Origin of the sequence: Primorskyibacter marinus (assembly GCF_003313245.1) — a bacterium.
GTDB classification, from domain to species: domain Bacteria; phylum Pseudomonadota; class Alphaproteobacteria; order Rhodobacterales; family Rhodobacteraceae; genus Primorskyibacter; species Primorskyibacter marinus.
The window spans coordinates 1-25,333 of record NZ_QJSD01000018.1 but is presented as its reverse complement, the minus strand read 5'-3'; the positions used below and the strand labels follow the sequence as shown (position 1 = coordinate 25,333).

Genomic DNA, 25,333 nt, shown 5'->3' with positions numbered 1-25,333 from the left:
ACTTACAAGGATATCGATATGACCATCACCTCCACGGTCGAGGCGAACGACCGCACCTATTCGGCACCCGGCACCTGTGCGATCGCGATCTGTCTTGACGGCTGCGAACCAGAGTACCTTGATAAAGCGATCGCCGACGGCTTGATGCCGACGCTCAAGCGGATGAAGGAGCATGGCACGGATCGGTTGGCACATTCGGTCATTCCCTCCTTCACCAACCCCAACAACCTGTCGATTGCCACCGGGCGACCGCCCGCCGTTCACGGTATCTGCGGCAACTATCTCTTCGAACCCGACACCGGCGAGGAAGTAATGATGAATGACGTGCGCTTCCTGCGCGCACCGACAATCTTCGCCAGATTCTATGAGGCCGGGGCCCGGGTGGCCGTCGTCACCGCCAAGGACAAGCTGCGGGCGCTGCTGGGCGCCGGTCTGAAGTTCGACGAAGACCGCGCCAGATGTTTCTCGGCCGAGAAATCTGACAGCTCAACACGCGCCGAGCACGGTCAGGATCAGGCCAGCAAGTGGCTGGGCATAGCGCAACCCGAGGTCTATTCGGCAGAGCTTTCGGAGTTTGTGTTCGCCGCCGGCGTGAAACTTCTGGAAGAGTGGAAGCCCGACGTGATGTATCTGACCACCACGGATTACGTGCAGCACAAGTACGCCCCCGACCAGGCTGAGGCCAAGGCGTTCTACGAGATGTTCGATAAGTATCTTGGGCAGCTCGACGCGCTGGGAGCGGCCATTGTCGTGACCGCCGATCACGGCATGAAGCCCAAGCACGACGCCAACGGCGACCCCCAGGTGATCTATGTCCAGGATTTGCTTGACGCGTGGCTGGGCGAGGCGGCGGCGCGTGTCATTCTTCCGATCACCGATCCTTATGTGGTGCACCATGGCGCGCTCGGAGGATTTGCCACCGCCTACCTGCCAGAGGGCACCAATGTGTCCGAGATCATCGCCAAGCTCGCGGCCCGGCCCGAGATCCTTGAGGCCATGACCCGCAGCGAGGCAGTCGAGCGTTTCGAGCTGCCTGCGGACCGGATCGGTGACATCGTGATGATCTCGACCGAAAACATGACCGTCGGCACCTCCGAGCACCGTCACGATCTGGCCGCCCTGAACGAGCCTCTGCGTAGCCACGGCGGGCTTACCGAGCAGGAGGTTCCGTTCATCTGCAACCGGGTTCTGGACTTGCCCTCGACCCCGGTGCTTCGCAACTTCGATGCTTTTTACTATGCAACGAAGGCCGCCGCATTCGAAGATGTCACGGCATGAACACGATGACGAATCCGCGCATCCGCAGCGAAGGCATGCGCATCGGTGGCGAAGTCGTCTTTACCGACGACGTGGTCGAGGTGCTCTTTCCCTATACCGACGAGGTGATAGGCACCGTGCCCGCCGGGACCGCCGAACACGCCCGCCGCGCGTTCGAGATCGCGGCGAACTACCGGCCCCGGCTGAGCCGTTATGAGCGTAGCCAGATCCTGCAACGGGCACGGGAGTTGATCGGCGAGCGACGCGACGAACTGGCAAAATGGCTGACGCTGGAGCTGGGTATCTGCCACCAGCATGCGATCTATGAAACCAAGCGGGCCCAGGACGTCTATCAATTCGCCGCCGCCGAGGCGATGAAGGACAATGGCGAGATCTTTTCCTGCGATCTCACGCACAACGGCAAGGCGCGCAAGATCTTCACCAAGCGCGAGCCAGTCCGCGCGATTTCGGCGATCACGCCCTTCAATCACCCGCTGAATATGGTCAGCCACAAGATCGCGCCGTCGATTGCAACCAACAACTGCATGGTCTGCAAGCCGACGGAACTGACGCCGCTGACCTGCATTGCGCTGGCGGACATCCTCTACGAGGCGGGCCTGCCGCCGGAAATGTTCCAAGTGGTGACCGGCATGCCTCAGGACATTGGCGACGAGATGATCACCAACGAGAACATCGACATCATCACCTTCACTGGCGGGGTGCCGGTCGGCAAGATTATCGCTGCCAAGGCAGGCTACAAGCGTCAGGCGCTTGAGTTGGGTGGGAATGATCCGTTGATCATCTGCAACGATCTGTCCGACGCCGACCTTGAGGAAGCTGCCACTATCGCCGTGGCCGGTGCCACCGGCAACTCCGGCCAGCGCTGCACCGCCATCAAGCGCATTCTGGTGCAGGAGAGTGTGGCCGAGAAGTTCGTGCCGCTGGTGCTGGAGAAGGCCAGGAGGATCAAGTTCGGCGATCCGCGCGATCCCGAGACGGAGCTGGGCTGCGTGATCCATTCCCAGGCGGCCGAACTGTTCGAGAACAGGGTGCTGCAGGCCGAGAAGGACGGCGCGAAGATCCTTTATCACCCGGAACGCCGCGGCGCTCTCCTGCCGCCGATCGTCGTGGATCATGTGCCCCACGACAGTGAGCTCGTCATGGAAGAGACCTTCGGGCCGATCATCCCGATCGTACGCGTTTCCGATATCGATGAAGAGGTTATGGCGATCTCGAACTCGACGGATTTCGGCTTGTCCTCGGGCGTTTGCACCAACGACCTGAACCGGGCTATTTCCTATATCAACGGGCTTGAGGTCGGCACCTGCAATATCTGGGAACAGCCCGGCTACCGGATCGAGATGTCACCCTTCGGCGGCATCAAGGACAGCGGAAACGGGGTCAAGGAAGGTGTCATCGAAGCGATGAAATTCTTCACCAACGTCAAGACCTACTCCCTTCCATGGCCCGAATAGCGTGAATATCGAGCTGACAGGCCGGGCCCCCGCGACCCGTGCCTTGCCCACGGCCCTCACGGCCCCCCGTTCTTTCCTGCCACATGCCGGCCGGCCCGAAACGGCCATGCGAACGAAGACCGCGACATGAGCGGCGAAACCTTTTTCATCGTGGTCTTCGCGGCCTTCCTGCACGCCTTGTGGAATGCCATCGTCAAGGGTGCCGGCGACAGGACGCTGGTCTTGGGCCTCGTCGCCTCGGGCCATGTCGTGCCGGGGTGCGTGCTGATCTACCTCTACGGCATGCCCGACCGCGCGGCCTTCCCGTATATCGTGGCGACCACCGTCATCCACTGGGGGTACTACATCTTACTGAACATGGCCTATCGCACCGGAGACCTGAGCGTCGTCTACCCGATCGCGCGCGGGTTCGCCCCGGTCCTGATCGCGCTGGGGGCGGTGATCTGGGCCGACGAATACCTGCCGTTGACGGCTTGGATCGGAGTCTTCGCGGTGTCCGGCGGGATCATGCTGCTTGCGAGCGAAGCTTTCGCCAGTCGAGCGGCCCGCAGCGGACTGGTGGCGGCAGTGGGTCTTGCCGCGGTGATCGCAAGCTATTCGATCGTCGATGGCATCGGGATCCGGGTCTCGAACAATCCGGGCAGCTATATCGGCTGGATTTTCGCCGCCGAGATTTTTGTGGTGCTCTACGTCTTTGGCACGCGTTGGTCGAGGTTTCGCGCCATGTCGTCCAAGGCGATCTGGATCGGGCTGACCGGCGGCATCGTCTCGGGCGCGGCCTACGGGCTGGTTCTGCTGGCCAAGACGACGGCCCCGCTCGGCATCGTGTCGGCCCTGCGCGAAACCTCGGTCATCTTCGCTGCCTTGATTGGTGTTCTGTGGTTTGCCGAGGGACCGCGGGGCAGCCGGATCATAGCTGCCGTGGTCGTGGCTGCGGGCGTGGCCCTTTCGGTCGGCGCAAGGGTCTGATCATGCAGATCCTAGCCTTCGTCATCGAGCTGATGGGCGCGACGATGCTGCTACTCTATGCGGTGCGCATGGTCCGGACCGGGATAGAACGCGCCTTCGGACCGTCCTTCAAACGCGCCCTGACCGCAAGCCGCAACCGGGTGAGTGCCGCCGCATCGGGGCTGGTGCTCGCGATCATCTTGCAAAGCTCGGCCGCGGTTGCGCTTCTCGTCTCCGGTTTCACGGCGGTCAGCGCCATATCCTTCGGCGCGGGACTGTCGGTGGTATTGGGGGCGGACCTGGGCTCCGCCTTGCTGATCCAGGTGTTCTCCTTCGATCTGAGCTGGCTGGTGCCTGTCTTGCTGGCATTGGGGGGCGGTCTGTTCGTGAAATCGGAACGCAGGCCCCTGCGCCAGGCCGGGCGCATCATCTTGGGCATCGCCTTCATTCTGATTTCGCTAAGGTTCCTGCGCGAGACCATGGATCCGATACGCGACAGCTCTTTCCTGCCGGCAATTGCCGACTACTTAGCGCGCGATTTCGTGACGGCCTTCATTGTCGGCGTCAGCCTGGCCTTTGCTATGCATTCGAGCGTCGCAGTGATCCTGATGTGCGTGACGATGGTCTCGATCGGAGCGATTCCTGTGCCGGCCGGAGTCTCGCTGGTTCTGGGGGCCAATCTCGGCAGCGCCCTGATCCCCGTGTGGTTGACCCGATCCATGGAGAACCGGGCACGGCGCGTGCCTCTGGCCAATATCGTCGTCCGGGGCAGCGGCGCGATCATGGCTCTCTTCGTTCTGAACGAGACCAGTATCCTGCCCTATATCGGCTCGCTGGATTCGGCGCAGACGCTGATCAACACGCATATCCTGTTCAATGCGCTGCTGCTTACGCTGATCGTCTTTTCCAACTGGCTCGAGGTGCCGTTCAGGGCGTTATTGCCGGACGATCCGCCAAGCATCGACGATCAGTCGCCGCTCTATCGCAGCGTGCTGGACGACACGGTTTTCGACAGGCCGCATGTCGCGATTGCCAGCCTGCGCCGCGAGGTTCTGCGCATGGTGCAACTGGTCGAGACGATGATGCGGCCAGTCATGGATCTCTACAGCAAGTTCAATGCTGATACGGCGCGTAGCGTGATTGCCAAGGACACTCACGTGAACGCCGCCCTCGACGAGATCCGCCGCTACGCCGCTGCCCTGCAGCGCGTTTCCCTGAACAAATCTGACACCAAGACAGTGCGCGAGTTGACCGAATACGCCATCGCCGTGGAAGCCGCGGGTGATATCGTGGCGAAACGGCTGGTCCCGTTGGCCCGGGAGAGATCCGAAAAAGGCGTGCGCTTTTCCGAGGACGGCGCGGGCGAGCTGAACCGGATGCACGATCATGCGCTGGCCAACATCGTCCTTGCGTCTAATCTGCTGGTGTCGGATGATCTAGAAAGCGCCCGGCTGCTTCTGGAGGAAAAACAGGAAATGACGCGCCTGGAACGCAAGAGCCGCAAGCGACATCTGAAACGGTTAAGCGAAGGTGTCCAGATCAGCTTTGCCTCCAGCGATATTCATCTCGAAACGGCGGGCGGCATCAGGGACTTCAACAGCCACCTGTCTTCGGCAGCCTATCCGCTGCTCCATCGTGGAGGCCAACTGCTTGAAACGCGGCTCATCGAACAGAACTACGAAGACCTCGAAGTGCGCCAGCGTTAGATCGCATCAATGGGGGCGTATCGCGAATGCTGTGGAAATTCCCTGGCGGCGCGGTCCGAGCATGTGAAGGTTCATCATCTCAGGCGACAAGGCCAAGGGGCATTGGCTCGAGCGACCGAGAAGGTGTCTCCCAGCCATCGACCTTGCCGCCGGGCACCAGCAGCGCCCAAAGCAGCATCGGCACGGTTTCGGGGATTACCGCTTGCGCCGAAAGAGGTGACCCGGCGGCATGACAAAGACGATCAGAAGCACAGGTCACATCGTTTTTGCAAGGCGCTGATCAATGCTCGAAAAGCAGCAGGTCTGACACAGGTCGGAATGGCCGAGCGCCGCGCTCGAACACACCGGAGGCGCCTTCGAGCAATGCCCGCTTCCATTGATGGATCATCGTCGGATGCACCCCGAACCGGCTCGCCAGCTCGGCTGCGGTTTCCTCGCCCTTCAGGGCCTCCAGCGCAACCTTCGCCTTGAACGCCGGCGCGTTCTGCTTGCGTTTTGACATCTCTGATCTCCTTCTCGTCGAAGATCAGCAGACTGCAAATCGTAGCTTATGTCTGTGTCCGAATTTCGGGGGGTATGTATGAACTGCCTTCCCCTGCAAGCGTTTTGTTGATGTCCCTTTGACCCTGCTTCTATGTATTCGGTCTTTCAATGGGGCCATTCGATTTGCCCCTGACCAAGATGGGAAGTCGCGCGTCCTGTGTCTCGTTAGCTCATCGGCACTCTTGGGGGGCCATGCTCCCCGTCAGACTGACAAGACGCCGATTGGTCGTTGGTCCATCTCCTCCTCGCTCGCAGATTCCTATTTGTTGCGCGGTTGCGTGTCTATGCGCCCACAAGCGCCGCGGGGCGATATCGCTCGCCTTTCGTCAATACGGCCCAGGCGGCTCCGCCTTCATCGTGACCGGCGAACAATGCGTTCTTGCGATTCAGGGCAATTGGGCGAACCAGATTTTCCACGTTGTTCGAGTCGATCTCGACGCGGCCATCGGTCAGGAAAGTTTGCAATCCGTCCCAGTTGTTTGCGATGTAGGCCAGCTTTTCGCCGAGCCGTGACTTGGCCGAGACGCGCAGGCGCTCTGCTTGCAGCCAGGTGCCGAAGGCCGCGACCAGCAGGGCGGAGCGGGCTTGTCGGGCGGACAAGCGCTGGCCGGGGGATGTGCCGCGGATGTCTTTCTCGATGGCGTAGATTTCGGCGATCTGGCGCAAGCCCTCGGCCGCGATCTCAGACCCATCGCGGTCGAAGATTTCTTTCAGCTTGCGGCGGGCATGCGCCCAGCAATGGGGTCGTTTGCGGGAGAGTGTGAAATCCTACGCTAAGCGCCGAGCAGCCGTTTCCCATTCTCGCGCAGGTTTCCCTCTGGGTCGACATACCGATAGAGCGTTACCGGTCTGATCTTCAGCTCCTTGCACAGCTCGGAGACGGAGGTATCGCGGTTGGCCATCGCGGCCTGCGCCATGCGCAGCTGGGCCTTGGTCAGCGCGAATTTGCGGCCTCCCTTTCGTCCCCGGGCCCGTGCAGCGGCGAGGCCCGCCATCGTCCGTTCCCGGATAAGTTCGCTCTCGAACTCGGCGAGTGAGGCGAAGATACCGAAGGACAGCCGCCCGTGGGCGGTAGTCGTGTCGATCTGGGCGCCCTGTCCAGTCAGCACCTTCAACCCGATGCCGCGCTCGGAGAGACCGGCGACCGTCTTCACCAAGTGATGCAGGCTGCGGCCCATCCGGTCGAGCTTCCAGATCACCAGCACGTCGCCGTCCCGCAGGGCCTTCAGGCACGCCTCGAGACCGGGCCGCTCGTCCTTCTTCCCGGAAGCTCTGTCCGAGTAGATCTGATCTTCGCCAACGCCCGCTGCGATCAGGGCGTCCCTCTGCAGGTCGAGCGACTGGCTTCCGTCGGCCTTGGAGACCCGCGCGTAGCCGATCAGCATGTGTCGCAAACGATCGTTTGAGACATTTGGCGAAAATCGGCGCTGTGATCCCCAGCGTTATCTGGCGGTGTTCCTTCAGCGCTAAGTGGCGCCAATTACCAGCGTGGAGCGTGCGGCCTCGACGACGTCGTCAGTAACGAGTGATAGCTCGTTGATCTTTAGGATGCGTTCTATTTGGACAAAGAGGCGATGCAGCAGCCGGAAGTTCCCGCCGGTGATGCGGGCAATGGATGCGATCGCTTGGTGATCAGTAAAGTCGGCGGCGTCCAGTTGCAGGCCGAGTTTTCGCCAGTGGCGGGTGAGGACGAAGGTCAGTTCATCCCCCTTCAGCGCGCGATAGTGGTGTGCGAAGCCGATCCGGCTGTAGAGCTGCGGATAGCGTTCCAGTTTTCGTTCCAGGCCGGGCATTCCGATCAGGATAACGCCGATACCGGTCCGGTCGAAGATATCGCGCACATGTTCAAGACTTTGCGTCGAAAGTCGTTCGGCCTCATCGACTACCAGAACTTCTATAGACCCTTGAGCATGGCGTTCCGGAATAACCATGCTCGGATTGAGCGCCAGATCGATGGAACCTTCTGCGCGGGTTATAAGACGGCGTAAATCTTCCCGAACCTCCCGAACCGGGCCGCCGACTGTCGGTGTGTAGAAAACTGTGCGTGACTTGGCCAATGCCTCATAGGCGATGGCGTCCGATGCGTCGCGTGGCCCCCACTCCGTCAGGAGCGCTTCGGCCTTGTCCCACCGGGCGAAACGCCGCGCCGACATCGTTTTTCCGACACCAGCCGTGCCGAAGCAGATTCCGATATACCGGTGTTTCTGCACCGCAGCTGCGAACTCGACAAAGCGGCGATGCTCTTTCGTGGCGATGAATGTGCCATTGCGCTGTCCCGTCATTGTCAATCATCAGACTGATAGGTTCGGAGTTTCGACTTGCGTTGCGGTCGAGGCGCGGTCTCGGTCGTCCTGCGGGCTGTTCCCTCCGGGAAATATTCCGCAACGACGCCGACCCGTTCATTAACCTGCTGGCGCAGGGCCCGCCGCTGCGCCGCACGGGCTGTCTGTATGTCTTTCAGCGTGATCGTCTCATGGGCATGTTTCGGGCTGATGGCGCGGCACAGGAAGCGGTTCTTGTGGAAGACGCGGATCTCACCAAGGTCGCGCGGATCATATCGGATCGTGACGCTTTCGCCGACATAGGGAGCAAGGATCGTGCTCATGAAGCGCAGCCCTTGAAAATGCACACCGTCGCGGCGCACGAGCCGAGGCTTTGCGACCATGACGAGTAACAGGTCGAGGTCGTCAATAGTGTTGGGCATTTGAGGAAGCCAACCGTCGGCGCACCACGACGTCAGCGGCGGCAGCCCCGTTTCGCGATGAGTGCGAGAATTGTAGGTCTCCGTGATCCACGCGCCGATGACGGCATTGAGATCGGCCAGCGACAGTTTCGGCGATGTTGCTGGTTTCCCGTTCACGACGTTGCCGGAGAGCTCCGGAAGCAGTTCGGTGTTCAATGTGCCGAAAAAACGCTCAATTTTTCCGCGCCCCTGCGGTCGCGCTACGGCGGAATGGATGATCTGGAACCGCAGGCTGGCAGCTGCCTGTTCGAGATGTTCTGATGTGAAGTCGCTCCCGTGATCGACATAGAGAATTTCTGGAATCCCGCAGATCGGCCAGTCCGGATTCAGCTTGCGCCAGATGGCCTGTCGAAGCGCCAAGGACGTTTGCAGAGCCGACGGTGCGCCGAGAAATACTAGGTATCCAGCGATTGCGCGGGAATAGTCGTCCATAATCGCAGTCAGCCAAGGCCGCACCGATTTTCCGTTCGCGTCGATGATCAATATATCCAGCATCGTATGATCCGCTTGCCAGAGCGCATTCGGTGCGCTCGCTCTGTGTCGGTGGATCAGCTCGAAGCGGTCTCGATAGGCGCACGCCCCATCCTGCGCTAGCGTGACCATCGCAGGACCGAGTGCCTGTACGATGGAATGAACGGTGCCATAGGATGGAACTGACCAATCCCTGCTTTTGGCAACAGTTTCAGCGCGTCGATAGATTGCGGCACAGGACAGCCGGGGCTTGCGAAGCGCGAGCCCCTCGATCAAAGTGATCAGTGGCCCGGGTAGCTTGCGAGTGCCGCGATCAGATCGCGCTCTGACCTTCAATCCGTCCAGACCTTCCAGCCTGTATCGCGACAACCAGCGTTGCGCCGTCCGGATCGGCACATCGGCCGCGCGGGCGGCAGTGGTCAGAGAAACGCCCTCTTCCAGATGGGGTCGCAGAGCGGCGAACCGGCGCATCGCTTCGTCCATTCTGCATCTCCAATCTGTCCGAAAGGGGAACGCTGAGCGGACGCCGTCTCGCCTCGGGCCCACACCTTATATTTAAGGGGAAAATCGATTCTCATTTAGCTGGTACGGTGATAGTATCATTTAACGGGCCTTTTTCGTTACAATTCTACATGGCTCCAGAATAATTTTTCCGAAGGACGCCCCCATGTCTGAAACTCGTATTGGATACGCCCGATGCTCGACCGATAAACAGGACCTTGCCGCTCAGAAGGCAACCCTCCTGCATCTCGGTGTGGCTGAGGACCGCACCTATACTGACCATGGCTTGACCGGAACGAACCGCGAGCGGCCAGGACTGGCGCAGGCCTTGGCCGCCGTAAGAGCCGGCGACACGCTGGTGGTCCCAAAACTCGACCGGCTGGCAAGGTCGGTTCCGGACGCTCGCTCCATCGCAGACGAGTTGGCAAAGCGCGGGGTTAGGCTTGCCTTAGGGGCGTCGGTCTATGATCCGCACGATCCGATGGGAAAGATGTTCTTTAACATTCTTGCCACCTTCGCCGAGTTCGAGGCTGACCTGATCCGCATGCGCACCAAAGAGGGCATGGCAGTCGCCCGCGCTAAGGGGAAGCTGAAGGGCAAGAAGCCCAAGCTGTCGGATCGCCGCCAGACAGAGTTGCGGCGCATGTATGACACGGGCGACTACTCCATCAGCGATCTGGCAGAACTGTTCGATGTTTCGCGGCCGACAGTCTATCGCGTCCTACAACGGACGCCGAGCGCCGAAGTATCCATCGAAGCGCGCTAGCTGACCTTCGCCGCGCTCTACATCAACAACTGCTCTGCGGACAAACCGGAATTGTGCGGCTGCAGATATTGCTCACGCAGAATATTGTCGCGCTTGCAGCGACATGGGTGCGGCGATGCGGTGGATTTCACCAAACCGGTCTTGCGATGCGTTGGAACCGAGCGAAATCAAACTCGCCGTTCACGGCACCTCTCCTAAGACCGCTTTTGGAAGTTCACATTTGCTGCAGCATGTATCTATGGGCTCTGTAACAGGGCTCAATGCGAGCTCAATTTCCTCGATGTCTCTCGTGAGCTGATTTAGTGTTGTGATGAAAAGTGTTTCGAGACACAGAACTCGCTGATATCTAAACCTGCTGACCTGCAGGACGATCCAACACACAGTCAGAACAAAGTATCTACAACAGAGTCCTCAGTATCGCTTGGCTGAGTGAATCCCAAGTCCTTGCGTAGTTCTGCAGGTGACATTCCGAAGAGTTTTTTTATCGTTCTGGAAAAGTGAGGCATACTTTTGAACCCACATTTGAAGGCGATTTCGGATTGCGCGAGACCAGATTGAATTAGGAGTTGTCGCGCGGTTGAAGCCCGCACTCGCCATAAATAGCGCGAGGGCGTAATTCCTATATGCTTTTTAAAGGCGCTGATCAGATATTGCTGCGTAATACCTGAATTACGGGCGATTGTCGGCATATCTAGTTTTTCGTCAGAAATATTCTCCTTTATAAATCGACGAGCAATAAGGATCGCTTTGGGAATTTTTCTGTCTGCCTCGGATTGATGAGCTTCAACCAGAAATGCACGAAGGGCAGCGTGACCAATCGCATCTCGCATTGCATTAAGTTCTGGTCCAGAAGAATGACCTGCTTCTAGTCCGATCTCCTGCAATTGAGCTAGCCTTTGAGTTGTCGACACCGTCTCGTAGCCGTGACACATCTGGCGAAATTCAAGTTTCTGCAGGCGCGGTAAAAACCCTTCGCACCAAATCGCAGTCGTGCACTCGCCCTTGCGATAGTGAAATTCAAACTTTTCATTTGCAACGGCAACGCCAGTTTGTCCTGCCGCGACTAGAATTTCGGCGTCTTCCGTACGCATGATGCAGCAACCTTGTTCAACCGTTAATAGTGACAGGTACGGGCGCAAGATAGGGCCGAAGACACCTCCGTTAGGGTAAGTCATTTTGCCGAAGGAATATCCGCGAACGTAGTTGAGTAGCTGGTCCATAAAATCAATCAAAGATCAAAATGCCGAATAGTGGTTCTGTGACATGGCGACGCAAGTGATCACCATTCAGACACAGAGATGGGTGGTGGCAAAGATTAATATGCACTGGATATTAATTTCAGGCAACAAAAGTCGCGATTCAGTCATTTTAAAGTTGATTTAGGTCAACAACATTGTGGGCATCAATAGCCTCTTCAAGCCTCCAAGGGGCTGCCAGCCAATTTCGCCAGTATGGAGAATAACGGATGTTCCAAGCCACAAATCACTCAAAGTACGCAGGTGATCTGCCACGAAACTGTACCTTTGATGAGAGCGATTGGCGGATTTTGGCATCGTTCTGGCATCCCGTGGCTTTTGCTCATGAGATCGAGGACAAACCGGTCAATGCGCGGCTGTTGGATGTTGATCTGGTGATCTACAGGACGTCGGAAGGTATCTCGGTTGCACGTGACATCTGTCCTCACCGCGGCACACGGCTAAGCGGTGGCTGGATGGATGGCGACACCCTGGTATGCCCCATGCATGGGTTGTGTTTCGATCATTCGGGTCAATGCACCAAAATTCCGTCCATAGCCGATCCGAATGCAAAAATTCCGCCAAAGATGCGCCTGATGTCGCTGAAATCCGAAGTGCGCTATGGTATCGTCTTTGCCTGCCTTTCGGACGAACCCGCACATCCGTTGCCTGTCTGGCCCGGGATTGAAGACGAGAGCCTGAAAAATCTCTACATTCCAAGCGGTACTTGGCATGCCGCGGCAAGCCGACATGTCGAGAATTTCAACGATGTCGCCCATTTCCCGTGGGTACATCAGGGTACTTTCGGCGGCAAGACGGCAGATCCAATCCCTCCTTATAAAGTCGAAAAGACGGATTACGGCCTCAGCTTTCAGTTGCCTTATCTGGAAGGAGGCAATCGTTTTCCGGATGATGTCGAGGGGAGTGAGCGCCAAGTGACTTATACTTATCAGCTGACGCTGCCATTCTCGACCATCATCATCATCGCGCCAAATGACAGCGATTACCGTCAGTATTTTGCGGACACGGTCTGCCCTGTCTCTGCGCATGAAACTCGTATTTTCCAGGTCTGCACCGATACGACAAGCGATCCGGATGCCGATTTCCTTGTGAAAGAGTCCTTGTTGATCAACGACGAAGACAAGCCGATGGTCGAAGGCCAGCGGCCAGAGGATTTGCCGCTGGATCTGACCGAGGAAATCCACATTCCGGCGGACCGGATGTCTGTCGAATACCGCCGAACCTTGGCCAAGCTTGGCCTGGGCGCGCCGATGGCAAGCTGAAGACGGTTGGAGGTCCGAAAGATGAACAGCGGTTTGCTCGAGGTAAAAGTTGCTGCGAAAACGATGCTCGCAAAGGATATCGCCGGGTTCGAGCTTGTTCATGCAGACGGTTCCTCCCTGCCCGGATTTACGGCGGGTTCTCATATAGATGTGCATTTGGGTGATGGCCTCATCCGGCAATACTCATTGTGGAATGATCCATCGGAATCACATCGCTACTGTCTGGGCGTTCTGAAGGAAGAAGCCGGTCGCGGCGGTTCGGCGGCCATGCATGAACTGACCGTGGGCGCAACGCTTTCGATAAGCGTGCCGCGCAACAATTTCGAACTGAACGATTCCGCCAAGCACTCACTGCTCCTGGCTGGGGGTATCGGGATTACGCCTATCCTCGGCATGGCGCAGGCGCTGCATGAACGGGGCGAAAGCTTTGCGTTGCACTATTGCGCCCGTTCGCCCGAACGTATGGCATTCAAAGGCATGGTCAAATTGTCCGGGTTTGCAGAAAACGCCCATCTGCATTTTGACAACGGTCCCGCCAAGCAAAAATTCGATATCGATGCGCTTAGGCAGCCGCCCGAAGAAGGGACGCACCTATATGTCTGCGGACCCACCGGGTTCATGGATGCCGTACTGGCATCGGCAAGTGATGCCTGGCCTGCCTCCAGCCTTCATCGCGAGTATTTTACCGCAGACCTGCAGGCTGTCGACGGCGAGGACCGGCCCTTTCAGATCAAGCTGGATTCCACCGGAGATGTACTCGACGTACCCGCCGACCGGACAATCGTAGAAGTGCTGGCTGACGCCGGTATAGAGATTCCCACATCATGCGAACAGGGAATTTGCGGAACCTGCCTGACGCCGGTTCTGCAAGGCACACCGGATCACCGTGATCTAGTGCTGACAGAAGAGGAACATGCCGACAACGATCAAATGACGCTTTGCTGCTCGCGTGCGTTGACCGATCTGCTGGTTTTGGACCTGTGAGAAACCTAAACGGGAGGAAAAAATGAAAAAACGTAAATTCTTGTCGATAGCCGGCGCCAGTGCCATCGCACTGTCCTCGGTCTTCGTTTCGGCACAAACGGCCGCCGCTGACGATCCGACGGATCTTAACATCGCGATCATCCTATCGGCGGGGATCGAATCCCCCTGGGACGGCACTCTGATTGACTCGCTTGAACGCGTGAAGGCGGAAAAACCCCATGGGCTTGACATGAACTGGCAATATACCGATCCGCTATGGGGTGACGACGCGGGTGAAGCGATGCGCCTCTTCGCTGAATCGGGTGAGTTCGACGTCATCTGGGCCCATTCGACATATTCCGACCAAGTCAAAAAGCTGAAGGACGAGTTTCCGGATATTCTTTTCGTCGTGGTTGGCTCGGGCAACGAGGGATTGGGCGGCAACCAATACTGGGTGTATAAGCGTATTCACGAAGCCTCCTATGTTCTGGGTGTCATGGCCGGCAAACTGACCGAAAGCAACACGCTCGGTGTCGTGGGGACATTCCCGGCAGACGACGTGAACGATGAGATCAACTCGTTCTTTGCGGGAGCTCGGTCGGTCAACGAAAACATTGTCCAGAAAGTCGCCTTCATCGAGAGCTGGTATGATCCGGGTAAAGCGGCAGAAATGACCTCCGCCCAGATATCAACGGGGGCTGATATCATCTTTTCTCTCGCGGCCAATTTCAAACCCTGTGAAGAGGCGGAAATTTTGTGCTTTGCCAATTTCGGGGACCAACACAGCTATTCACCTGAAACGATCGTATCCAGCGCGCTTGCATTCTGGGACCCTGACGTGAACTGGATCATCGACGAATGGTGGGACAAACAGGTGAACGGCGAACCCTACGACGGGAACACCGACATCATCTGGCGTGGCATGGCTGATGGTGGAGCTGGTATCGCCCCTTATCAGGCGCTTGCAGATAAGGTGCCGGACGACGTGAAGGCCTTGGTCGATGCGACGATCGCCGAAATAAAATCCGGATCGCTCGTCGTCGACGTCAACGTCAAAAATCCGGTTTCAAACTGATCGGCACTCCCTGCCGATCTCGCGCCCGCTCATAACCTCCTCCTCCCTGGGCGGGCGCAACTTATCGAAAAGCCATCGGAACCGAGTCATCATGTCCACACTTCTGAAAGCCGTAAATCTAACAAAACGCTTCCCAGGTGTCATCGCCAACGAGGACGTGAACTTTGAGCTGAAGCCGGGTGAGGTACACTGCCTCTTCGGTGAAAATGGTGCGGGAAAATCCACACTTTCGTCATGTCTGTTTGGCTTCTACCAGCCAGAAGGCGGCCACATCGAATTTAATGGCAAGCCCGTGGCCTTTCGGTCGCCACGCGACGCCATTCATATCGGTATCGGAATGGTCCATCAGCATTTTGTGCTGGTTAGCGAGTTCACCGTTCTCGAAAACATTGTTGTGGGCACACACGAGGCGGGATGGAAACTACAGATGCAAGAAGCCAGGGCAAGGGTCGAGGAGCTTTGCCGGGAATACGAAATCGATCTGGATATTGATGCCAACGTGCGTGATCTGGCCGTCGGTCAGCAGCAGTGGGTTGAGATGCTCAAGGCGCTCTATCTCGACGCCCGGGTTTTGATTCTGGATGAACCGACGGCGGTGCTCACACCGGAAGAGTCGCGAAAACTTTTTCGGATCATCGATCATATGTGCGAGTTGGGCCTGTCGATCCTGCTCATCAGCCACAAGATGGTCGAAGTCATGCGGTCGGATCGGGTCACGGTCCTGCGCAAGGGAAAGGTCGTGGGAACGGTAAAGCCGTCGGATGTTACCCCGGACGAATTGACACGCATGATGGTGGGGCGGGACGTGGATTTACGGGTCGCGCGCGACCGCTCTGATGACCGCGACCGAACAGAGCCGCCGGTTCTGATCGTGGAAAATCTTGTCTATCGCGACGGGCGGGGAAAACTGGCGCTTGACGATGTCAGCCTGGCAATCAGGAAAGGGGAGATATTGGGTCTGGCAGGCGTGTCGGGCAATGGGCAGAAAGAGCTGTTTGAATCACTTTCAGGTGTCCTGATCCCTGACAGCGGCAGCATCATATTGGGTGGTGAACAGATCAAAGGCCTGCCCTCGCGCCACTACATGGATCGAGGTGTGGGACTGGTGCCCGATGACAGGTTTCGCGAAGGCCTGATCCCGGAGTTCAATATTCGCGAAAACATGATCCTAGGGTGGCAGCGCCACGATGACTATACCAAGGGTCCATTCCTGGATCACAAGCAGATCGGCACGATCGCTGATGGCCTGATCGATGAGTTCCAGATTACGACACCATCCGGATTGACGCCAGTCAATCACCTGTCGGGTGGAAATGCGCAAAAGGTAATTCTAGCAAGAGAATTTGTGCATTCCAGAAAGCTGCTGCTGGCCAACCAACCGACACGTGGCCTCGATCTCGGGGTTATCGAGTATGTCTACAAGCAGATCATTGTCAAGCGCGACGAAGGCTATGCCGTTCTATTGGCCTCAGAAGAACTTGAAGACCTCCTTAATCTATCGGACCGGATTGCCGTGATATCAAGCGGACGGATAACCGGCGTGGTCGATCCGCAATCAACCACGATAGAAGAAATTGGCCTCTTGATGGCAGGCGGGCAACAGGGGGTCGCAGCATGACCAGCATCAATGAACCGGCTGAAAACCTTTTCCCGGAGCCGGTGCCGAAATGGCGGATCGAGCGTCGGGTAAATCCCAAGCGGTCCTGGACTTTTGCCATGTATGCGCTGGCGACACTCTTCGGATTGTTCCTATCCGCATTGCTGCTTTTGACGAGCGGGGCGGATGTTTTCAAAGCCTATTCCGCGCTTCTGAAGGGCGCCTTCGGTAGTGAGAAAGCCCTTTATGCCACGATGGCGAAGGCAACACCGCTGATCCTGACCGGGTTGGCGACCGTTGTCGCCTTTCGCGCCCAGGTCTGGAGCATTGGCCAGGAGGGTCAGGTCTATGCCGGGGCGATGGGCGCCTATCTTGGTTGCCTTGTATTCATTGGGCTGCCGGCATGGCTTTATGTCTGTCTTATCATCCTCAGCGGCATGATCGGCGGCGCGCTGCTAGGAACAACCGCAGCGATTCTGAAAGACCGGTTCGACGTAAACGAAATCATTTCGACCGTCATGATGAATTACCTGATCGTGTTCCTGTTGTCGTATCTGATCGGAGGCGGCCCCTGGACCGAGGTTTCCACGACAGTCGTCTATCAGCAAACCGGCCCGATTCCGGCCGCGTCGGAACTCCCCTATCTGCTGGGCAGCACGAAACTGCATTTGGGATTTATCCTTGCGTTGACCGCAGCATTGGTTTGCTACGTCCTTCTGGAAAAAACCCCCTTGGGATACGAAATCCGCGCGATGGGGTTCAATCCGATCGCCCTGGCCTATCGCGGCACGAATATTGGCCGGACCATCATCATCGTTATGGCAGTAAGCGGTGCGATTGCGGGACTGGCCGGGGTGTCTGAAATCTTTGGAACTGCCCACCGCCTCCGCGCCGATACGCTTTATGGCCTGGGCTATACCGGCATCATCATCGGCATGATCGGAGGATTGCGTCCGCTTGGCACGGTCGTGGCGGGCATCGTCTTCGGCGGGCTTGCCAGCGGGGGTCTCTACATGAAGCTGCTGGCTCAAGTGCCGGATGCATTGGTCCCGGCCATGCAAGGCATCCTGCTGCTCGCCTTCCTCTGCGCGGGAGTTGCAGCACGCTACAAACTCGTGAGGACCGAGAAAGATGTCTGAGTTGTTTCAGGAAGCCATTCTTGTCAGCATTCTGGCCGGAACAGTGCGCATCATGACGCCCATTCTGTTTGCTGCCATTGGCGAGTTGGTCACGCAACGCGCAGGTATCTGGAACATGGGCGTCGAAGGCACCATGCTGATGGGAGCGTTTACCGCCTACATCGTTGCAACGGCAACCGGCTCGATATGGCTCGCTGTCCTTGCCTCAATGGTCGTTGGAGGCCTCGTTGGTCTTCTGACCGCGTTTATGACGGCAACGATGCGCGTAGACCATTTCATCACGGGTCTGGGGATTAACCTGCTGGTCGCCGGCCTGACGCTTTACTGGTTCCGCATCTATATCAAGGGGCGGGCGCAACCGACCTTTGACGGTTTCGAGAATGTTCCCATTCCGGTCCTTTCTTCGATCCCTTGGCTGGGGGAAATTCTCTTTTCGCAGCGGTTGCTGACTTATGTTGCATTTGCCGCGGTGCCTGCCATCTGGTTCCTACTCTATCGGACACGTTGGGGGCTTGAACTGCGCTGCCTCGGCGAAAACCCCAAGGCACTGGATATTAAAGGACTCAGCGTCACCGGGCGTCAATACATTGCCGTGCTGATCGGGAGTGTAATGACAGGATTGGGCGGCGGGTTTCTGATGCTGGGCTTCTCCGACCGTTACCTAGCAGATATCACGGCAGGACGTGGTTGGTTGGCCATCGTAGCCATCATTGCCGGAAACTGGCTGCCTCGTGGCGTTCTTGCCGCCGTGCTTGTCTTTGCGCTGCTCGAAAGCATTGCGACACATGTCCAAGTACTGGGGCTCAATGTGCCGCACCAGATCTTCCTGGCGATGCCGTATCTTGCCTCGATCCTGCTGTTGATGGGGTTGCGCAGAAAATCCAGCCAACCCTTGCGCTTAGGCATTCCCTATTTCCGTTGAGCAATGAATGGAGCCCACGACATGACCGAATTGAAATGTACAGACCCAGTGATCCTGAACCAGTGGCATCCGCTTAGTTCAATCGACGAAATCACGCCGGGCTTAATCCATTCGACCATGCTTCTGGAAGAAAATATTTCCTATGGCATGGACACAGACGGAAATGCTTATGCTTGGCCATTTGATAACCAACTTCCAACGCGGAGCCGGTTAACCTCGAAAACGGTCCGCAATCCGCTACCCATACATATCGCGCACGGCTACGTCTGGACGTCGCTTGGAGAGCCGCCTGAAACGCTGTTCTCATTTGAGGAATATTACGAGGCCGATCGTATAAATGTGCCGACGGGTGTGTTTGGCGTGAATGTTTCCGCTGGCCGTGCCGTCGAGAACTTTTTGGACATGAGTCACTTTCCTTATGTTCATACCGGCATTCTTGGGGAAGAGCCGCATACCGAGGTTAAGGAGTATGCAGTTGAGGTTTCAGAAACTCGTGACGAAGTGTTGGCTACACAGTGCCAATTCTATCAACCAAAGGCCGCGCTAGCTTCTGAAGGCGGTGCGATGGTCGATTACACGTATCGGGTGCCGCACGTAAACTGCGCATTGCTCTACAAATCCAGCCCCAACGATGCGTCACGCAGTGACGTGATCTATATGTTCCTGCAACCCATGAGCCAGGATTGGGTGCGCGCGCATACAGGGATGTGCGTCATCGATGAAGACAACACCTACGAGAGTATTCGGTATTTCCAGCAGGTGATCTTCGGGCAGGACAAGCCGATATTGGAAAACCAGTATCCGAAGCGGCTTCCGCTGGATCCCAGATCCGAAACTCCAATTCGAGCCGACAAAACGGCCATCGCGTTTCGACGCTGGTTGAGTCGGAAGGGTCTGCGCTACGGCGTGATCCCTGCAGCAGCATAGAAAGAGGGTATGTCATGACGACAGATCTGACTACTTGGCACCCGATTGCATCAAGCACTGATCTCCCGATGCGGCACATTTATCATGGACAGCTTTGGGGGCGCGAAATGGCAGTGTGGCGGGCCGACGACGGCCACGTCAATGTCTGGGAAAACCGGTGTTTGCACCGGGGCGTGCGCCTGACGGTCGGCCTGAACGAAGGTCGTGAGCTGAGGTGTCTCTATCACGGCTGGCGCTACGCCAACCGGACGGCTGGCTGCACTTACATCCCTGCGCACCCGGCTGATGCACCAGCGCGGACAATCTGTAACAACACGTATTCAGCAGTGGAATCACATGGTTTGGTTTGGTCTGCCGTTGATCCGATCGGAGAATTCGAAGCGCCAGCTGTGTTGAATGGCAATGACGTTTTGGCGCTTCGACCAATACCGGTAAAAGCCGCCCCTGACATTGCTTTGAAACATGCTAAGTCTTATCGCTTTTCTCCAATTGGCGAGGGGTGCGCCGATGTCACTTTGGTTGAAGAAACTGATAATCACGTCCAATTGCACGCTAAGCAAGACCAGTCAAAAGCAACGCTTCTGCTGTTTGTCCAGCCGGTGGATGCCGGGCGATCCATCTTGCGTGGCGTGTTAACAGACCAGCCAGCCGACGCCGGCAACATTTTGCGCCATCATAATCGCAGGATGCAAGCGCTGCGCGATGTCATCGAGGCGGAAGCCACAATGCTGCCGGTCCCGGAACCAATTGAAGTTCAGTTTTCGAAGGTCGACGAAGAACTAGCCAAAATGCCAGCCCGCGCGAAATCTGGTCCAAAAGCTGAATTGCGTGTCTCTGTGGCGCATAAATGGGATGCCTCTGAAGGTGTCGCGGGTTTTCGGCTGGAGGCGCTGAATGGACAGCTGCCCACTTTCCAACCCGGAGCGCATATCGACCTGCATATGCCCAACGGGATGTCACGCCAATATTCTCTGACCAATGCACCTGGCGAAACCGATTTTTATCGGATTGGCGTCAAGCGGGAACCGGACTCACGCGGCGGTTCGGAATGCATGCACAATGCTGTTCAGGCAGGAGATGTGCTTGCAATCTCTGCGCCCCGCAACAATTTCCCGCTTCGGCGCGATGCATTGAAAACAATTCTTGTTGCCGGCGGCATCGGGATCACGCCGATGCTGGCCATGGCCCAAACCCTTCACGTTCAGGGGTTGGGCTATGAGCTGCATTATTTCGCGCAATCCGAGGCGCATTTGTCCTTCCCGGATGTGCTGAAAACATTTGGCAGCAATCTGATCCCACATATTGGACTTGATCCGGCATCGACGGGCGGCGCGCTGAAGGAATTGCTGTCCGGCTACGACTACGCGCACCACCTGTACATTTGCGGCCCCGGCCCAATGCTTGAAGCCACCCGAAAAATCGCTGCCGAAGCCGGTTGGCCCGAAGACGCGGTGCATTTCGAATACTTCAAGAACACCAAGGAAATAGACGACAGTTCCACTTTCGAAGTGGCGCTTGCACGGTCGGCACTCACGCTGCAAGTGCCAGCAGGCAGGACCATTCTTGAAATTCTTCAGGAAAACGGGATCGAGGCACCCAGTTCCTGCGAGCAGGGGGCGTGCGGCACCTGCCTGACAACGGTAATCGAAGGCGAGCCCGATCATCAGGACGTCTATCTTTCCGACAGCGAGAAGGCGTCGAACCAGAAAATCATCACCTGCGTGTCACGAGCCAAGTCAAAGCGGCTTGTGCTGGATATCTGAGGAGGCCGAAATGAAACTCTATGACTACGAGCTTTCGGGGAATTGCTTCAAGATCAGATTGTTCCTGAACATTCTTGGTATCGAATATGAAAGCCAAACCGTCGATTTCTATCCGGGGCTTGAGCATAAATCGCCCGAGTTTCTCCAGTTGAATCCACTAGGACAATTGCCGGTCATCGAGGATGAGGGCAAGGTCCTGCGCGATGCCCAGGCCATACTGACCTATCTGGCGGTAAAATATGATGCGAGCGGCCTATGGTATCCCGTCTCTGACCCTGGCCGCTTGGGAGAGGTTGCGCAATGGCTCGCCTTTGCCGACGGCATCACCGGAACGGCTTCGGCTGCGCGACTGCATGATGGGCTGTTCTATGAACTGGATGTCGAAGCCGCGCGCGCCGGTGCCCATCGTTTGTTCCGCATCCTTGACGAACATTTGTGGTTTGCCGAACGGGTCGGCCGCGATTGGCTTGTGCCTGGCGACCATCCCACGATCGCGGACATTGCTTGTTTCCCCTACGTGGCGCTCTCGGAGGAAGGGGGTATTTACAGACAGGGTTACCCTGCAATCCGGCGCTGGTGCGACCGGGTGAAACGGATACAGGGCTTTGTCGGCATGTCCGGCATTTTCACGACAAGCCACGCGGCCTGAGATCACTAAATCAATGAACTTAATTAGCAGGAGAATCGCTATGCGAACACGTGCGGCAGTTGCCGTTGAGGCGGGCAAACCGCTGGAAGTTATGGAAGTGAACCTCGACGGCCCCAGGACGGGCGAGGTTTTGGTCGAGATCAAGGCGACCGGTCTTTGTCACACCGACGAATTCACCCGCTCGGGTGATGACCCCGAGGGGATCTTCCCAGCGATCCTGGGCCATGAGGGCGCGGGTGTTGTCGTCGAGGTGGGTGAAGGTGTCACCAGCCTTGAGGTCGGTGATCACGTGATTCCTCTCTACACGCCCGAATGCCGTGAATGCGATTACTGCCTAAACCCCAAAACCAATCTCTGCCAGTCGATCCGCGCGACGCAAGGCGCCGGGCTGCTGCCCGATGGCTCGACCCGGTTCTCGATGCTCGACGGCACGCCGATTCACCATTACATGGGGTGTTCGACCTTCGCCAACCACACGGTCGTGCCCGAGATCGCCCTGGCCAAGATCCGTAAGGACGCGCCTTTCGACAAGGTCTGCTACATCGGCTGCGGCGTGACCACCGGCATCGGCGCGGTGATTAATACCGCTAAGGTCGAGATCGGCAGCCGCGCTGTCGTCTTTGGCCTGGGCGGCATCGGGCTCAACGTGATCCAAGGCCTGCGCATGGCAGGCGCCGACCAGATCGTTGGCGTGGACCTGAATGACGACAAGGAAGTAATGGCCCGCCAGTTTGGCCTGACCGATTTCGTGAACCCGTCGAAGGTCGATGGTGACATGGTCACGCACTTGGTCGAACTGACCGGAGGCGGAGCGGATTACACGTTCGATGCCACTGGCAACGTAAACGTCATGCGCACTGCGCTGGAAGCCGCCCACAAGGGCTGGGGCGAAAGTGTCATCATCGGCGTGGCCCCTGCCGGCGCCGAAATTGCCACTCGCCCGTTTCAGCTGGTCACCGGTCGGGTCTGGCGCGGCACAGCCTTCGGCGGCGCGTCGGGGCGGACGGATGTGCCCAAGATCGTCGACTGGTACATGGACGGCAAGATCGAGATCGACCCAATGATCACCCATAAGCTGACACTCGACCAGATCAACGAAGGCTTCGAGCTGATGCACAAGGGCGAAAGCATCCGCGCCGTCGTGGAATTCTGATCGATGGAACTGATCGAAAGTACGACATGCTTCGGCGGAAAGAACGCGGTCTACAGGCATCCATCTGATGCCTGTGGCTGTGACATGACTTTTGGCATCTACCTGCCTCCACAGGCCGAGACATCTTCAGTGCCGGTACTCTGGTACCTGTCGGGTCTGACCTGCACCCACGAAAACGCGATGTCCAAAGCTGGGTTGCAGCAATTTGCTGCCCGGCGCGGGGTAGCGCTGGTCTTTCCAGACACCTCTCCGCGCGGCGAGCATGTAGCCGATGACGAGGCCTATGATCTGGGCAAGGGCGCCGGGTTTTATGTGAATGCCACCCAAAAGCCCTGGGCCTCGCATTTCCGAATGTATGACTATGTCGTCAAGGAACTGTTCCAGATTATCTGCAGCCGCTTCCCTGTCACCGAAAGACACGGGATCACCGGCCACTCCATGGGCGGACACGGCGCGCTGACACTGGCGATGCTCAACCCCAGGAAATATCAATCCGTTTCGGCGTTTGCACCGATTGCCAACCCGACGGCCTCAGACTGGGGCAGCAAACAACTGGCAAGCTATTTGGGGGATGATAAGAAACTCTGGGCTGACCACGATGCCAGCCTTCTTTTGGCAGACAGGGGCTGGTCGAAAGACATCCTGGTGGATCAGGGCGCTGACGATCAGTTTTACGCCCTGCTGAAACCTAAAACACTAACAGCAGCCGCCGAAGCAGCAGGCGTGCCGGTCACTTATCGCGAGGCAGCTGGCTACAACCACAGCTACTATTTCGTCGCCTCCTTTGCCGAAGATCATCTCAATTGGCACGCTGATAGATTGATGTACCGATCAAAGGTCTTCCGCGCCGACCAACGCTTTGACAGAAGCGGGACGAAGCGTCGCTTTGAACGGTAAAAAAGATGAAGCACACAACTCACGACTTTTCAATAACGCAAGAGACAGGGGGGGCGCAGAGCGACAGCACAATTGCGATTGTTGTTCTCGATGGGTTTTCTACACTGAGTCTGGGTGCAATTGTCGAACCGCTTCATTTTTTCAGGAAAAAATTCCCCAGTATCGCGCCCAAGTTTCTACTAGTCGGCGGGCGCGATAAAGCCGTCAGATCGCAAAGCGGCGTTGCGTTTTTTTGCGATGAAACGCTTGCTGAGTTTTCTCTCCGATTGAGCAAGAGAAACGGGGTGTTAGCCATCTGCTTTTGCTGTGATTCTTACCAGCGGTTGGAGGAAAGTTCTGATATCCTGAGCCTGCTAAGGCGGTCCAAACGGTCTGGTATGGCGCTTTATGGGATCGGGCGCGCGTCGTGGATATTCGCGAAAATGGGGCTATTGGATGGGCACAAGGCTACCACGCATTGGTCCTCGCTGGTTGCGTTCTCTGAAAGCTTTTCTGATGTGTCCGCCAGGAACGTTCTATTTGTCTCCAACGGATCGACGACAACATGTGCCGGTGAATTGGCGGCCCTGGACATGATCATCCACTCTATTGCCAAGATCTCGCGAGAAGCCGCGCAATACGTATGCAATCAACTGCTGATTTCCTATCCGCGCGACCCTGACATCCGTCAGCCTGGATCTCAGGTCGACAGGCTTCGGCATGTCCCTGAAGCTCTGAGGGCTGCAGTCAGGCTAATGTCACAAAACATTGAGGAACCACTCTCAAAAGAGGAAATAGCAAATACGTGTGGGACGTCCGTAAGAAGCATTGAACGGCAGTTTGAAGTGCATCTCGGCAAATCGCCAATGCAATTCTATACAAGCCTGAAACTAGAGCGCGCTTACGAGCTGATGTCTCAGACCAACTTGCCTCTAAGAGAAGTTTCCATCGCCAGCGGATTCCGATCGTTCGGGAATTTCTCAAAACAATTCAAAAGAGAATACAGGTGCACACCATCCAAGTTCCGGCGGTAAACGTCAAATCCAGCGGTTGGTGAGCTTGCAGCTACGTCTTGACCGGTGATCTGTGAGCCTGCGTAATGATTCTCGTTTCGGTCTACATGGATGGCCGATCTTTTATGTTGCCTTGCAGCACTGAGAAATACGCAGCCGCGGAAATATTAGTGCTGCGAGCGCACGCTGCGAGATTTGCAAACTTCTCCTTTGGGCTCAAACCGGACTTTTGCCGCGCAAAGCGCGGATGACAGCTACGCTGCTTCCAGCACCAGCCTACGCCACTTGGCCATAAAGAAAGTGCGCCAAACATCGCGGAAGATCACAC

General features: G+C 57.2%; 22 protein-coding genes and 2 pseudogenes. 17 read left to right on the top strand and 7 right to left on the bottom strand.

Features of this window, described 5'->3' with window-relative positions:
- Positions 1 to 18: 18 nt before the first annotated feature.
- From phnA to DMZ65_RS16290, 4 genes are all read left to right on the top strand, one after another.
- Positions 19 to 1,278 carry a phosphonoacetate hydrolase gene (phnA, locus tag DMZ65_RS16305; protein WP_084355012.1) on the top strand — a complete coding sequence of 420 codons (1,260 nt, stop codon included), beginning with the start codon at positions 19 to 21 and terminating at the stop codon, positions 1,276 to 1,278.
- On the top strand, positions 1,275 to 2,732 hold the full coding sequence (gene phnY, locus DMZ65_RS16300; protein ID WP_232825040.1) for a phosphonoacetaldehyde dehydrogenase: 1,458 nt from the start codon (positions 1,275 to 1,277) through the stop codon (positions 2,730 to 2,732). The genes phnA and phnY overlap by 4 nt, the downstream gene beginning before the upstream one ends.
- Positions 2,733 to 2,858: 126 nt before the next feature.
- Positions 2,859 to 3,701: an EamA family transporter gene (locus DMZ65_RS16295; RefSeq protein WP_084355013.1), complete on the top strand. Its 843-nt coding sequence runs from the start codon at positions 2,859 to 2,861 to the stop codon at positions 3,699 to 3,701.
- A gap of 32 nt (positions 3,702 to 3,733) precedes the next feature.
- Entirely contained in the window at positions 3,734 to 5,386 is a 1,653-nt protein-coding gene (locus DMZ65_RS16290) for a Na/Pi cotransporter family protein (RefSeq protein ID WP_332871584.1), read from the top strand.
- 79 nt (positions 5,387 to 5,465) lie between these two features.
- On the opposite strand, the gene DMZ65_RS16285 is transcribed toward DMZ65_RS16290, so the two are convergent.
- From DMZ65_RS16285 to DMZ65_RS16260, 6 genes and pseudogenes are all read right to left on the bottom strand, one after another.
- Entirely contained in the window at positions 5,466 to 5,645 is a 180-nt protein-coding gene (locus DMZ65_RS16285) for a hypothetical protein (protein WP_084355015.1), read from the bottom strand.
- Between the two features lie 78 nt (positions 5,646 to 5,723).
- Positions 5,724 to 5,888, bottom strand: a pseudogene (locus tag DMZ65_RS16280) (transposase); the annotation flags it as partial.
- 368 nt (positions 5,889 to 6,256) lie between these two features.
- Positions 6,257 to 6,670, bottom strand: a pseudogene (locus DMZ65_RS16275) (IS66 family transposase); the annotation flags it as partial.
- 32 nt (positions 6,671 to 6,702) lie between these two features.
- Positions 6,703 to 7,314 carry a recombinase family protein gene (locus DMZ65_RS16270; RefSeq protein WP_089852579.1) on the bottom strand — a complete coding sequence of 204 codons (612 nt, stop codon included), beginning with the start codon at positions 7,312 to 7,314 and terminating at the stop codon, positions 6,703 to 6,705.
- Positions 7,315 to 7,395: 81 nt separating this feature from the next.
- Positions 7,396 to 8,211 carry an AAA family ATPase gene (locus DMZ65_RS16265; protein ID WP_025031068.1) on the bottom strand — a complete coding sequence of 272 codons (816 nt, stop codon included), beginning with the start codon at positions 8,209 to 8,211 and terminating at the stop codon, positions 7,396 to 7,398.
- Positions 8,212 to 8,213: 2 nt separating this feature from the next.
- On the bottom strand, positions 8,214 to 9,626 hold the full coding sequence (locus DMZ65_RS16260) for a TnsB C-terminal domain-containing protein (protein WP_157960614.1): 1,413 nt from the start codon (positions 9,624 to 9,626) through the stop codon (positions 8,214 to 8,216).
- 184 nt (positions 9,627 to 9,810) lie between these two features.
- Between DMZ65_RS16260 and DMZ65_RS16255 the strand changes: the two genes are divergently transcribed.
- Positions 9,811 to 10,410 (top strand): recombinase family protein, encoded by a 600-nt coding sequence (locus DMZ65_RS16255; RefSeq protein WP_116599034.1) that lies wholly within the window; start codon positions 9,811 to 9,813, stop codon positions 10,408 to 10,410.
- A 383-nt stretch (positions 10,411 to 10,793) separates the two neighbouring features.
- On the opposite strand, the gene DMZ65_RS16250 is transcribed toward DMZ65_RS16255, so the two are convergent.
- On the bottom strand, positions 10,794 to 11,630 hold the full coding sequence (locus DMZ65_RS16250) for a helix-turn-helix transcriptional regulator (protein WP_116599033.1): 837 nt from the start codon (positions 11,628 to 11,630) through the stop codon (positions 10,794 to 10,796).
- Positions 11,631 to 11,977: 347 nt separating this feature from the next.
- Here DMZ65_RS16250 and DMZ65_RS16245 point away from each other — a divergent pair, with 347 nt between their 5' ends.
- From DMZ65_RS16245 to DMZ65_RS16190, 12 genes are all read left to right on the top strand, one after another.
- Positions 11,978 to 12,928 carry a Rieske 2Fe-2S domain-containing protein gene (locus DMZ65_RS16245; protein WP_157960613.1) on the top strand — a complete coding sequence of 317 codons (951 nt, stop codon included), beginning with the start codon at positions 11,978 to 11,980 and terminating at the stop codon, positions 12,926 to 12,928.
- 21 nt (positions 12,929 to 12,949) lie between these two features.
- Positions 12,950 to 13,912: a PDR/VanB family oxidoreductase gene (locus tag DMZ65_RS16240; protein ID WP_116599031.1), complete on the top strand. Its 963-nt coding sequence runs from the start codon at positions 12,950 to 12,952 to the stop codon at positions 13,910 to 13,912.
- Positions 13,913 to 13,934: 22 nt separating this feature from the next.
- A complete protein-coding gene (locus DMZ65_RS16235; RefSeq protein ID WP_116599030.1) occupies positions 13,935 to 14,966 on the top strand; it encodes a BMP family lipoprotein in 1,032 nt (343 codons plus the stop codon).
- Positions 14,967 to 15,057: 91 nt separating this feature from the next.
- Positions 15,058 to 16,584: an ABC transporter ATP-binding protein gene (locus DMZ65_RS16230; protein WP_116599029.1), complete on the top strand. Its 1,527-nt coding sequence runs from the start codon at positions 15,058 to 15,060 to the stop codon at positions 16,582 to 16,584.
- On the top strand, positions 16,581 to 17,702 hold the full coding sequence (locus tag DMZ65_RS16225) for an ABC transporter permease (RefSeq protein WP_116599028.1): 1,122 nt from the start codon (positions 16,581 to 16,583) through the stop codon (positions 17,700 to 17,702). The genes DMZ65_RS16230 and DMZ65_RS16225 overlap by 4 nt, the downstream gene beginning before the upstream one ends.
- Entirely contained in the window at positions 17,695 to 18,624 is a 930-nt protein-coding gene (locus tag DMZ65_RS16220) for an ABC transporter permease (protein WP_116599027.1), read from the top strand. Before DMZ65_RS16225 ends, DMZ65_RS16220 begins: the two co-directional genes overlap by 8 nt.
- Before the next feature lie 21 nt (positions 18,625 to 18,645).
- Entirely contained in the window at positions 18,646 to 19,551 is a 906-nt protein-coding gene (locus tag DMZ65_RS16215) for an aromatic ring-hydroxylating oxygenase subunit alpha (protein ID WP_116599114.1), read from the top strand.
- A gap of 14 nt (positions 19,552 to 19,565) precedes the next feature.
- Positions 19,566 to 21,314, top strand: a complete 1,749-nt coding sequence (locus tag DMZ65_RS16210; RefSeq protein ID WP_116599026.1) for a Rieske 2Fe-2S domain-containing protein — start codon at positions 19,566 to 19,568, stop codon at positions 21,312 to 21,314.
- Between the two features lie 10 nt (positions 21,315 to 21,324).
- Positions 21,325 to 21,963, top strand: coding sequence for a glutathione S-transferase family protein (locus tag DMZ65_RS16205; protein WP_116599025.1), 639 nt, complete (start codon positions 21,325 to 21,327; stop codon positions 21,961 to 21,963).
- A gap of 40 nt (positions 21,964 to 22,003) precedes the next feature.
- A complete protein-coding gene (locus tag DMZ65_RS16200) occupies positions 22,004 to 23,116 on the top strand; it encodes an S-(hydroxymethyl)glutathione dehydrogenase/class III alcohol dehydrogenase (protein ID WP_116599024.1) in 1,113 nt (370 codons plus the stop codon).
- A 3-nt stretch (positions 23,117 to 23,119) separates the two neighbouring features.
- Positions 23,120 to 24,013 carry an S-formylglutathione hydrolase gene (gene fghA / locus DMZ65_RS16195; RefSeq protein WP_116599023.1) on the top strand — a complete coding sequence of 298 codons (894 nt, stop codon included), beginning with the start codon at positions 23,120 to 23,122 and terminating at the stop codon, positions 24,011 to 24,013.
- 5 nt (positions 24,014 to 24,018) lie between these two features.
- The gene (locus tag DMZ65_RS16190; protein ID WP_116599022.1) at positions 24,019 to 25,026 is read left to right on the top strand and encodes a GlxA family transcriptional regulator; all 1,008 of its coding nucleotides are present in this window, start codon (positions 24,019 to 24,021) and stop codon (positions 25,024 to 25,026) included.
- Positions 25,027 to 25,333 lie beyond the last annotated feature (307 nt).

Bases quoted from the DNA above. Each gene is read 5' to 3' on its own strand.
- phnA (WP_084355012.1), top strand. From the start codon at position 19: ATGACCATCACCTCCACGGTCGAGGCGAACGACCGCACCTATTCGGCA.
- phnY (WP_232825040.1), top strand. From the start codon at position 1,275: ATGAACACGATGACGAATCCGCGCATCCGCAGCGAAGGCATGCGCATC.
- DMZ65_RS16295 (WP_084355013.1), top strand. From the start codon at position 2,859: ATGAGCGGCGAAACCTTTTTCATCGTGGTCTTCGCGGCCTTCCTGCAC.
- DMZ65_RS16290 (WP_332871584.1), top strand. From the start codon at position 3,734: ATGGGCGCGACGATGCTGCTACTCTATGCGGTGCGCATGGTCCGGACC.
- DMZ65_RS16270 (WP_089852579.1), bottom strand. From the start codon at position 7,314: ATGCTGATCGGCTACGCGCGGGTCTCCAAGGCCGACGGAAGCCAGTCG.
- DMZ65_RS16265 (WP_025031068.1), bottom strand. From the start codon at position 8,211: ATGACGGGACAGCGCAATGGCACATTCATCGCCACGAAAGAGCATCGC.
- DMZ65_RS16260 (WP_157960614.1), bottom strand. From the start codon at position 9,626: ATGGACGAAGCGATGCGCCGGTTCGCCGCTCTGCGACCCCATCTGGAA.
- DMZ65_RS16255 (WP_116599034.1), top strand. From the start codon at position 9,811: ATGTCTGAAACTCGTATTGGATACGCCCGATGCTCGACCGATAAACAG.
- DMZ65_RS16250 (WP_116599033.1), bottom strand. From the start codon at position 11,630: ATGGACCAGCTACTCAACTACGTTCGCGGATATTCCTTCGGCAAAATG.
- DMZ65_RS16240 (WP_116599031.1), top strand. From the start codon at position 12,950: ATGAACAGCGGTTTGCTCGAGGTAAAAGTTGCTGCGAAAACGATGCTC.
- DMZ65_RS16235 (WP_116599030.1), top strand. From the start codon at position 13,935: ATGAAAAAACGTAAATTCTTGTCGATAGCCGGCGCCAGTGCCATCGCA.
- DMZ65_RS16230 (WP_116599029.1), top strand. From the start codon at position 15,058: ATGTCCACACTTCTGAAAGCCGTAAATCTAACAAAACGCTTCCCAGGT.
- DMZ65_RS16225 (WP_116599028.1), top strand. From the start codon at position 16,581: ATGACCAGCATCAATGAACCGGCTGAAAACCTTTTCCCGGAGCCGGTG.
- DMZ65_RS16220 (WP_116599027.1), top strand. From the start codon at position 17,695: ATGTCTGAGTTGTTTCAGGAAGCCATTCTTGTCAGCATTCTGGCCGGA.
- DMZ65_RS16215 (WP_116599114.1), top strand. From the start codon at position 18,646: ATGACCGAATTGAAATGTACAGACCCAGTGATCCTGAACCAGTGGCAT.
- DMZ65_RS16210 (WP_116599026.1), top strand. From the start codon at position 19,566: ATGACGACAGATCTGACTACTTGGCACCCGATTGCATCAAGCACTGAT.
- DMZ65_RS16205 (WP_116599025.1), top strand. From the start codon at position 21,325: ATGAAACTCTATGACTACGAGCTTTCGGGGAATTGCTTCAAGATCAGA.
- DMZ65_RS16200 (WP_116599024.1), top strand. From the start codon at position 22,004: ATGCGAACACGTGCGGCAGTTGCCGTTGAGGCGGGCAAACCGCTGGAA.
- fghA (WP_116599023.1), top strand. From the start codon at position 23,120: ATGGAACTGATCGAAAGTACGACATGCTTCGGCGGAAAGAACGCGGTC.
- DMZ65_RS16190 (WP_116599022.1), top strand. From the start codon at position 24,019: ATGAAGCACACAACTCACGACTTTTCAATAACGCAAGAGACAGGGGGG.